At 71.1% G+C, this 8,520-nt stretch carries 7 protein-coding genes; 6 read left to right on the top strand and 1 reads right to left on the bottom strand.

What is annotated here, in order from left to right; translation table 11 throughout:
- Positions 1-50 precede the first annotated feature (50 nt).
- The 3 genes from ACFYTS_RS22080 (at position 51) to ACFYTS_RS22070 (ending at position 3,470) form a co-directional block, all read left to right on the top strand.
- Entirely contained in the window at positions 51-1,493 is a 1,443-nt protein-coding gene (locus tag ACFYTS_RS22080; protein WP_387306800.1) for a molybdopterin-dependent oxidoreductase, read from the top strand.
- A gap of 244 nt (positions 1,494-1,737) precedes the next feature.
- Complete coding sequence (locus ACFYTS_RS22075; RefSeq protein ID WP_387306798.1) at positions 1,738-2,868, top strand: sensor histidine kinase; 1,131 nt, start codon at positions 1,738-1,740, stop codon at positions 2,866-2,868.
- Positions 2,865-3,470 carry a response regulator gene (locus ACFYTS_RS22070; RefSeq protein ID WP_387306796.1) on the top strand — a complete coding sequence of 202 codons (606 nt, stop codon included), beginning with the start codon at positions 2,865-2,867 and terminating at the stop codon, positions 3,468-3,470. The genes ACFYTS_RS22075 and ACFYTS_RS22070 overlap by 4 nt, the downstream gene beginning before the upstream one ends.
- A 277-nt stretch (positions 3,471-3,747) precedes the next feature.
- On the opposite strand, the gene ACFYTS_RS22065 is transcribed toward ACFYTS_RS22070, so the two are convergent.
- A complete protein-coding gene (locus ACFYTS_RS22065; protein ID WP_387306794.1) occupies positions 3,748-5,766 on the bottom strand; it encodes a TPM domain-containing protein in 2,019 nt (672 codons plus the stop codon).
- Between the two features lie 61 nt (positions 5,767-5,827).
- Here ACFYTS_RS22065 and ACFYTS_RS22060 point away from each other — a divergent pair, with 61 nt between their 5' ends.
- From ACFYTS_RS22060 to ACFYTS_RS22050, 3 genes are read left to right on the top strand one after another with little or no spacing between them, the layout of a single operon-like run.
- A complete protein-coding gene (locus ACFYTS_RS22060) occupies positions 5,828-6,523 on the top strand; it encodes an MBL fold metallo-hydrolase (protein WP_387306792.1) in 696 nt (231 codons plus the stop codon).
- Between the two features lie 44 nt (positions 6,524-6,567).
- Positions 6,568-7,224: a YdcF family protein gene (locus tag ACFYTS_RS22055; RefSeq protein ID WP_357278568.1), complete on the top strand. Its 657-nt coding sequence runs from the start codon at positions 6,568-6,570 to the stop codon at positions 7,222-7,224.
- 3 nt (positions 7,225-7,227) lie between these two features.
- Positions 7,228-8,496 carry a deoxyguanosinetriphosphate triphosphohydrolase gene (locus ACFYTS_RS22050; RefSeq protein WP_357278566.1) on the top strand — a complete coding sequence of 423 codons (1,269 nt, stop codon included), beginning with the start codon at positions 7,228-7,230 and terminating at the stop codon, positions 8,494-8,496.
- Positions 8,497-8,520: the final 24 nt, after the last annotated feature.

Below are 8,520 nucleotides of genomic sequence, written 5' to 3'. Positions count from 1 at the left end.
TGGGGAACAATGGGCCCGGAAACCCGGTCGGCTACGGAAGGTTCGGACAAGTGTCGGTGAAGGGGACGGCGGACCAGAAGGGGCTGCTGCACGCGGTCGCGGTGGGGGTGGGCGCGCTCGGCGCGGGCGAGCTGCTCGCCGCGGCGCGCGGCGGCTCCATGCTCGACGGAATCGGGCGGCTGGCCGCGGATTACGCGCCCGTGCAGGTGGTCGAGACCATGGTGGCGCAGGCCGGGGACCACGACAAGGAGATGACCCGGCTCGGCGTCGCGCTGTGGAGTGTGGGCGCGGCTGTCGGCACGGCGCTGCTCCCGCCGCGACTGCGCACCCCGGCGGCCGCCATATTCGGGGCCGCCACGGCGGCGGCGGCCCTGCGCAGCACCGACCGTTCGGTGCCCGGGGCGCTCGGCGCGGTGGCCGCCGCGGCCGTCCTGCGGGCCGGACTGCGCAAGCCCGCCGGGCACGGATTGTTGTGGGCCGCAGCGGGAACCGGCATGATCGCCGCCGCCGAGACATTGGTGCGACGCGAGGATCAGCGGCACCGGGAACGGGCCCGCCGGGTCGGCCCGATGGGTGCGCACGTCCCGGTCCCCGAGGACGGCATCGGCAGCGAACCCGGCCTGACCCCGTTGATCACACCCGCGAGCAAATTCTATGTGGCGGACGTGAATTCGCGGGCCCCGCGCATCGACCCCGCCGACTGGCGGCTGTCCATCGGCGGCCGGGTCGCCCATCGGCTACGGCTGTCGCTGGCCGATCTGGCCGAGCAGGCCGTCGAATTCGACGCCGTCATGGTGTGCGTGCACAACACCGTCGGTTCCGGCCGCTGCGCCAATGCCCGCTGGCTCGGCGTCCCGCTGACCGCGCTGCTCGACCACGCCGTTCCCGAATCCGGTGCGACCCGCCTGGTCACCCGCGCCGTCGACGGCTACACCATCTCGCTGCCGCTGGAACCGCTGCGCACCGGCGAATGGCCCGGCTATCTGGTCATCGGCATGAACGGGGAGCCGCTGCCGCCCGAACACGGCTTTCCCGCACGGGTTTTCGTGCCCGGCATCTACGGCCAGTACTCGGGTGCGAAGTGGGTCGGCGAACTCGAGCTCACCGACGACAGCCACGTCGACTACTGGTGGAAGCGCGGCTGGCCCGCCGAACCGCTGTGGGTGCGGCCGCAGGCCCGCATCGACGTCGCCTCCGGCGGCGGCGCGGGCGGCGGCAAGTTCACCGTCGCGGGCGTGGCCTGGGCCCCGCCGCACGGGGTCGCCGGGGTGGAGATCCGGATCGGCGAAACCGATTGGCTGCCGGTCGAACTCGGCTCCGAACTGGCCCCCGCCGCCTGGCGGCGCTGGCGCACCATCGTCGACGTGCCGCCGGGCACCCACACCATTCAGGCTCGCGCCATCAGCCGCTCCGGCGAGGTCCAGGACGCCGAGGAGCGCCCGCCGTTCCCGATCGGCCCGGGCGGCCTGCACAGCGTCACCGTCACGGCCTGATCGTCGCCTCGCCCGTGACATCCGTCATGGGCGGACAGTGACGAACCGGGGATGCGTGGCAGGTCGCGGCGGGTGACGGTATTGGTGTGAAACTCACGGCGTGTGGCGTGTGCCGCTTTGCCCCGGGCCGGTGCTGCCGGCTGCCCCGATGCTGTCCCTGAGCGCTGTCATGCCGTCTCTATCCGCCGTACGACCGCACGCTGACCGGCGACGATCGGTATGGGCTCGGGTAGCGTCCCGCGGTGTGGACGCGGAAGAGGCGGGTATTCGGCGACGGCGACGGTTCGGGACGCTGCTCGCGGCCGTGTGGGCGGTGTACCTGTTCGACCCGCTGCGGCAGGGCTGGCAGCTCGAGAATCCGGTGGCCCGCGCGTACACGATCGCGGTGATCGTCGCCTTCGGCATCGCCTATGTGGCGTCCTATTGGCTGCTGGTGCGCGGCCCGTCCGACCAGGGCTGGCCACCGCGGCCGCCCTGGCTGGTGGTGGCCGGATCGCTGGCCGTGCAGGCGGCGCTGATCGCGGCCGCGGCGGTCACCCTGCACTCGCAGATGCTCGGGCTGGGCGTGTACATGGCCTCCTACATCGCGTTCACGCTGCCGGTGCGGCGGGCGGTCCCACTCGAACTCGCGTTGATCGTGGTATTCGCGGTGCTGCCGCAACTGCTCACCGGGCAGCCGCCCGCGTACTCGCTGATGCAGTCGATCGTGCTGGCGGCCTTCGCGGTCGGCGGGATCCGGGTGATCCTGCAACGCAATCACGAACTGCACATCGCCCGGCAGCAGCTCGCCGAACTGGCCGTGGCGGAGGAGCGGCTGCGGGTCGGGCGCGACGTGCACGACATCCTCGGCCACTCGCTCACCGTCATCACCGTGAAAACCGAACTGGCGCAACGTCTCATCGACGTCGCACCCGAGCGCGCGAAGACGGAGATGGCGGATGTGGAACAGCTGGCGCGGGAAGCGCTGGCCGGAGTGCGCTCGACCGTCGGTGGGCTGCGGGCGGTGTCGCTCGCCGGCGAGCTGACCAATGCCCGCACGGCGCTGAACGCCGCCGAAATCGAGGGCGTGCTGCCGGATCCCGGCGAACTACCGTCGCGGCACAGCGTCGTGTTCGGCTGGGTGCTGCGCGAGGCCGTCACCAATGTGGTGCGGCACAGCGGCGCGGCGCACTGCTGGGTCCGGGTGACCCCGAACAGCATCGAGATCGCCGATGACGGTGTGGGCCCGCGCGACTCGGCCCGCACCGGATCCGGCCTGTCCGGACTGCGCGAGCGGGTCCGGGCCACCGGCGGCGAACTGACCCTGGGCGCGCGCCCGGACGGCGGCTTCCGGGTGCTGGCAAGCTTCCCGGAGACGATCAAGGAGCCGGAATGATCAAACTGCTGCTCGCCGACGATCAGGCTCTGGTCCGCGGCGCCCTCGCGGCCCTGTTGAGCCTGGAACCCGACCTCGACGTGGTCGCCGAGGTCGGCCGCGGCGACGAGGTGCTCGCCGCCGTCGAACGCACCACCCCCGACGTGGCCCTGCTGGACGTGGAAATGCCCGGCCTGGACGGCATCTCGGCCGCCGCCCAGCTGCACGCCGCCCATCCGGCGGTGCGCATCCTGATGGTCACCACCTTCGGTCGCCCCGGCTACCTGCGCCGCGCCATCGACGCGGGCGCCTCCGGCTTCGTCGTCAAGGACACCCCCGCCCGGGAACTCGCCGACGCCGTCCGACGTGTCCACATGGGCCTGCGCGTCGTCGACCCGGCCCTGGCCACCGAAACCCTCACGGCCGGAACCTCACCCCTCACGGCTCGGGAACGCGAGGTTCTCGCCGCGGCCGCCGACGGTGCGACCGCGGGCGCCATCGCCAAGCTGCTGCACCTGTCCGAGGGCACGGTCCGCAACCATCTGTCCTCCGCCATCGGTAAGACGGGCACTCGCACGCGGGCCGAAGCCGTCCGGGCGGCGGAGCGTCTCGGCTGGCTCTAGCACCCCGGGGCATTAACTGAATCATGACCACGGGTGGCACAGTGTGGGAAATGTTCTGAAATGAGCCACTTTCTCAAGTTTGCTGGGTTAGGTTCACGGCTACACCGGACAGTCGGTGAGAAAAGCGGAAGTCGGAGGACACCATGGGAATTCTCAGCCTGATCGCGGGGCTCGCGCAGATGGTCATCGGCACCATCGTGGCCAACACGGGTTCGGGTGGGACCGGCTCCGGCTGGTGAGTGCGCCGGGTTCGGCTCGCCTCCGGTGAGCCGAACCCTCAGAACCGGCCGCCCCGGCTGATCCGCCGGGAGCCGTCGGAACCGCCGAAGGAGCCGGGGCCGTAGCTGCGGCCACCGCCCCCGCCACCGAAACCGCCGCCGAATCCGCCACCGCCGCGGCGGTACTCATTGCCCATCCCGCGCAGCATGCCGTCGATGAGGATTCCACCCAGGATGGCCCCGGTCTGGGAGCCGCCGGAAGACACGCGTTGCTGCTGCTGGGCCTGCCACTCCTGCACCGCTGCCTGCGCGGTGTGCAGCGCGCGAGCGCCGAGTTCGACGGCGCGCTGGGCGGATTGGAGAGCCTGCTCGGGATTCGAGGTGGCGAGCTGAGCGGCCTGCTCCAGACTGCGCTGGGCCTCGGCGAGGCGGGTGCGTGGTTCGGCGTCGACCCCGCCGCGGCGGGTGCTGATGTAGTCGGCGGCGGCATTGACCTGGCTGCGGGCCGCGGTCAGCGTCTGGTCGAGACGGCGACGCAGGTCATCGGCGGCCCGCTTGCGATCGCCGGCCGCGGCAATGGCCTGATCCAGCGCGGCGTCGGCGGCGACGGCCTGCCGGAAGACCCCGAGCGGATTGGCGGCCCCGTCGGCGGTGGCCTGATCGAGAGCCGCGCGCGCGACGGCCGTCGCGGCGGGCAGATCGGTGCCGCCGTGTTCCGACAGTCCGTCGGCGGTGGCCAGATCGCCGCGCAGTTCCTCGATCATGGCCGACAGTCCGGCCCGCGCCTGCTCGATATCGGTGGCGGCCGAATCGACCGCGTCCAACAGCGTGCGAGCCGCGTCCACGGCCGATTCGGCGGCGCGAATATCGGATACCGCCGCGCCCTGCTGCCCGACCGGTTTGGCGGCCGCGGCCCGGCCGTCCGCGATCGTCTTCTCCGCGAACCCGATTCGCTCGCTCGCCATGCTCACGTTGTCGTGGATGGGCGCGAGCACCGACGCGGGATGCGCGGCCACCAATGCCGTGAGCGTGGCCTGGGAACCGGGCACCCGCGCGGTGAGTTCGATCAGGTCGCGGGTCAGCGCGTCCAGCCGCTCTCCGGCATTGATGAGCAGATTGCGCATGGCGTCGAATTCGCCGACCTTGGCATCGAGGTCCCGATTCGCGCTGCCGCAGCTGCTGACCAGGTCGATCAGCATGCGCTGCTGCTGATCCGGGGTCTCGGGGATATCGTCGTCGAGTTGCTGGCGGATCGAGAACGCCTTGGCCAGCGCCCGTTTCGCGCCCTCCAGGGCGGCGGTGAAGGGCGCGGTGGCGGTGCCCCCGAATTCGTCGGTGGCCAGCCGCAATTCCTCGGTGCTGGTGCGAATGGCGTTGTCGGTGTCGACCAGGGTCTCCTTGGAGAGGGCGTCCAGTACGACCAGCGGCAGGGCCTCCAGCGCCCGGGCGTCGGTCGGATCGGTCTTGCGCGCCGAATCCATGACCGAGCGTTCCCGCCGCGTCTTGCGCCGCTTCGACCACCACCAGATCCCCAGCACCGCCAGCGCCACCAGGAGCGCGATGATCAGTATCGGGAACAGCCCGATGCCGCCGGACCCGCTCATGGCGTCCGAGAGCCCGGTCGCCGTGGCCAGCCCGGCCCCGGCCCAATTCCCGTCGCGCAGCTTCGGCTCCACCCTGTCGGTGAGCAGGCGGTCGAGTTCCTTGTCACTGACCGACTGCGGCACCGTCCCGGTGAACGCGTACGCCCGATCGTCGACGGCCACCGACAGCAGCACGTCGCGATCCCCGAACCCGGACAGTTTCGCGGTCTGCTCACCCCAGGCGTGCGAGTCCAGGCCGCTGAAGTCGCGCACGTAGACGATCCACAGCCGCTCGTGGTCACGCGAGTACAGCGCGTCGATGGCCTGCTGCAGCTCCGCGGTCTGCCCGCGGTCCAGCGCCCCGGCCTTGTCGGTGACATAGCCGGGCAGTCGCAGGGGCGTCTCGGCCGCGGCCGGCGCGGCGTGGCCGCCGACCAGGGCCAAGGCCGCGAGCAGACCGGTCACGAGGAGGGACAGCTGCTTCGGTGGCCGCATGCATCGAATCTAACTGTGGAACGCGGAGGGTCGGTTTCTTCTGCACGCTGTGTCGGGAGCCATGACTACGATCGGTGAGGTGATCACCATCGATTCGCCCTACACGGGCCACGTCTCGCCCGGCTCCAATCCGCAGCAGCGTGAGGTTCCGGGCGCGCGCATCGTGAAGATGTCGGTCGGTGGCATGGACAACAACACCTATCTGGTGCAGTGCGCCGCCACCGGCGCGACCCTGCTGATCGACGCCGCCAACGAGGCCGAGCGGATCCTCGAGCTCATCGGCCAGGAGGCCCCGGGCCGGGTGGAGCTCATCGTCACCACCCACCAGCACCAGGACCACTGGTTCGCGCTTCCGGATGTGGTGGCGGCCACCGACATTCCGACCGCCGCGCACGAGCTGGACGCCGCGCCGCTACCGGTGCCCCCGGCCCGGCTGCTGGCCGACGGTGACAAGGTTCACGTCGGCGACCTCGTGCTGGAGGCCATTCACCTGCGCGGGCACACGCCCGGCTCGGTCGCGCTGGCGCTGACCGACGGCGCGGGCGGCGTCCACCTGTTCACCGGTGACTCGCTGTTCCCGGGCGGCGTGGGCCGGACCCTGTCGCCGGAGCAGTTCACCTCGCTGCTCGGCGACGTCGAGACCAAACTGTTCGACCGCTATCCGGACGACGCCGCGGTGTATCCGGGCCACGGCGACGACACCACCCTCGGCGCCGAGCGCCCGCACCTGCCCGAATGGCGGCAACGCGGTTGGTGAGACTCCGCAACCATCGAGCCGAACCGGACCGGTCGGCACAGGACATGGCCACATCCACCGCCTCCGGACGCGGTGGCGGCACGCTGCGCTGGGTGCGGCGGCTGCTGGTCGGCGGGGTGCTGATGGGCCTGGTCGTGGTGGGCGGCACCGCACTGCACGTGTGGCAGGTGGCCCGCATCGACGACTACGCCCACGCTGACGCCATCGTGGTGCTGGGCGCGGCCCAGTACGACGGCACCCCGTCGTCGGTGTTCGAGGCGCGACTGGACCAGGCGCACAAGCTGTTCCGCAAGCAGGTCGCCCCCATGATCGTGACGGTGGGCGGCAAACGGGTCGGCGACAACTACACCGAGGCGGCCTCGGGCAAGAACTACCTGAAGGACCAGGGCGTCCCGGAGGACCGGATCCTGGCCGTCGAAACCGGTTCCGACACCCTGCAAAGCGTGGAAGCGGTGTCGAAAGCGCTGCTGGCGCGTGGAAAATCGTCGGTGGTGCTGGTCAGCGACCCCTGGCATTCGCTGCGCACCCGCACCATGGCGCGTGACGCCGGGCTGTCGGCCTGGACCGCGCCCACCAGGACCGGGCCCGCGGTGTACACGCGGGAATCGCAGGCGCACGGGATCTTCCGGGAGACCTTCGCATTGCTCTGGTATCAGCTGACCCATTTCTCGGCGGACTTCAAATACACGGCGGATCAGTGAGCAATGAACGCACGCATCGACTATGACGGGGTCTACACCGACGCCGACCGGGAACGCATGGTTCCCGAGACCGAGCACACGGCCGGACTGAGCTGGTCGCCGTGCCCCGCCCGGCGCAGCGAGTTCGCGCGCGACCGGGCCCGGGTACTGCACTCGGCCGCGCTGCGGCGGCTCGCCGACAAGACCCAGGTCATGGGTCCGCGCGACGGCGACACCCCGCGCACCCGGCTCACCCATTCGCTGGAGGTCGCCCAGATCGGCCGCAGCATCGCCGACAGCCTCGGCTGTGATCCCGACCTGGTGGACCTGGCCGGGCTCGCCCACGACATCGGGCACCCGCCCTACGGGCACAATGGCGAGAAGGCGCTCGACCAATTCGCCGACGCGCACGGCGGTTTCGAGGGCAACGCGCAGAACCTGCGCATCCTCACCCGGCTCGAACCCAAGGTGATCGACGACCAGGGAGTCAGTTTCGGGCTCAACCCGACCCGGGCGGCCCTGGACGCGGTCATCAAATACCCGTGGGGCAGAACGGGTCCCAGCTCCAAGTTCGGGGCCTACGGGGTGGACATGGACCGGCTGGACTGGGTCCGCAAGGACGCGCCCGAACGCCGCCAGTGCCTGGAGTCGCAGATCATGGACTGGGCCGACGATGTCGCCTATTCGGTGCACGATGTCGAGGACGGGGTCATCGTGGGGCGCATCGACCTGCGCGCCCTGGCCGATCCGGTCGAACAGGTGGCGCTCGCCGAACTCGGCGCGCAACGGCATGCCGCGCATTCCGTGGACGACATGGTGGCCGCGGCGCAGCGGCTCTCCGAATTACCGGTGGTCGCGGCCGCCGCCGAGTACGACGGCTCGCTGCTCGCCTCCGTCGCGCTCAAACGGCTGACCAGCGATCTGGTGGGCCGCTTCGCCACCGCCGCCGTCGAGGCCACCCGCGCCGCGTGGGGCGGCCGCCAATTGTCGCGCTACGACGCCGATCTGGAGGTGCCGCGCATCGTGGCCGCCGAGGTCGCGGTCCTCAAGACCATGGCGTTGCGCTACGTGCTCTCCGACCCCATCCACCGGGTGCGGCAGGCCGGGCAGCGCGAACGCATCCTGCTCGTCGCCGACCGGCTGCTCGCCGCCGCCCCGCACGGGCTGGACCGGCTGCTGCTGCCGTGGTGGGAGGAAGCCGCCGACGACACCGCGCGGGTGCGGGTGATCGTCGACCAGATCGCCTCCTACACCGAGAGCCGCCTGGAACGCATCGCCGCCGCGATACCCTGATTTCGGTGAATCCGGCGGCAGGGG

This window comes from Nocardia sp. NPDC004151 (assembly GCF_042874235.1).
Lineage (GTDB): Bacteria > Actinomycetota > Actinomycetes > Mycobacteriales > Mycobacteriaceae > Nocardia.
Note: the sequence above shows the minus strand (reverse complement) of the source record. Positions and strands in the feature narration are given on the sequence as shown.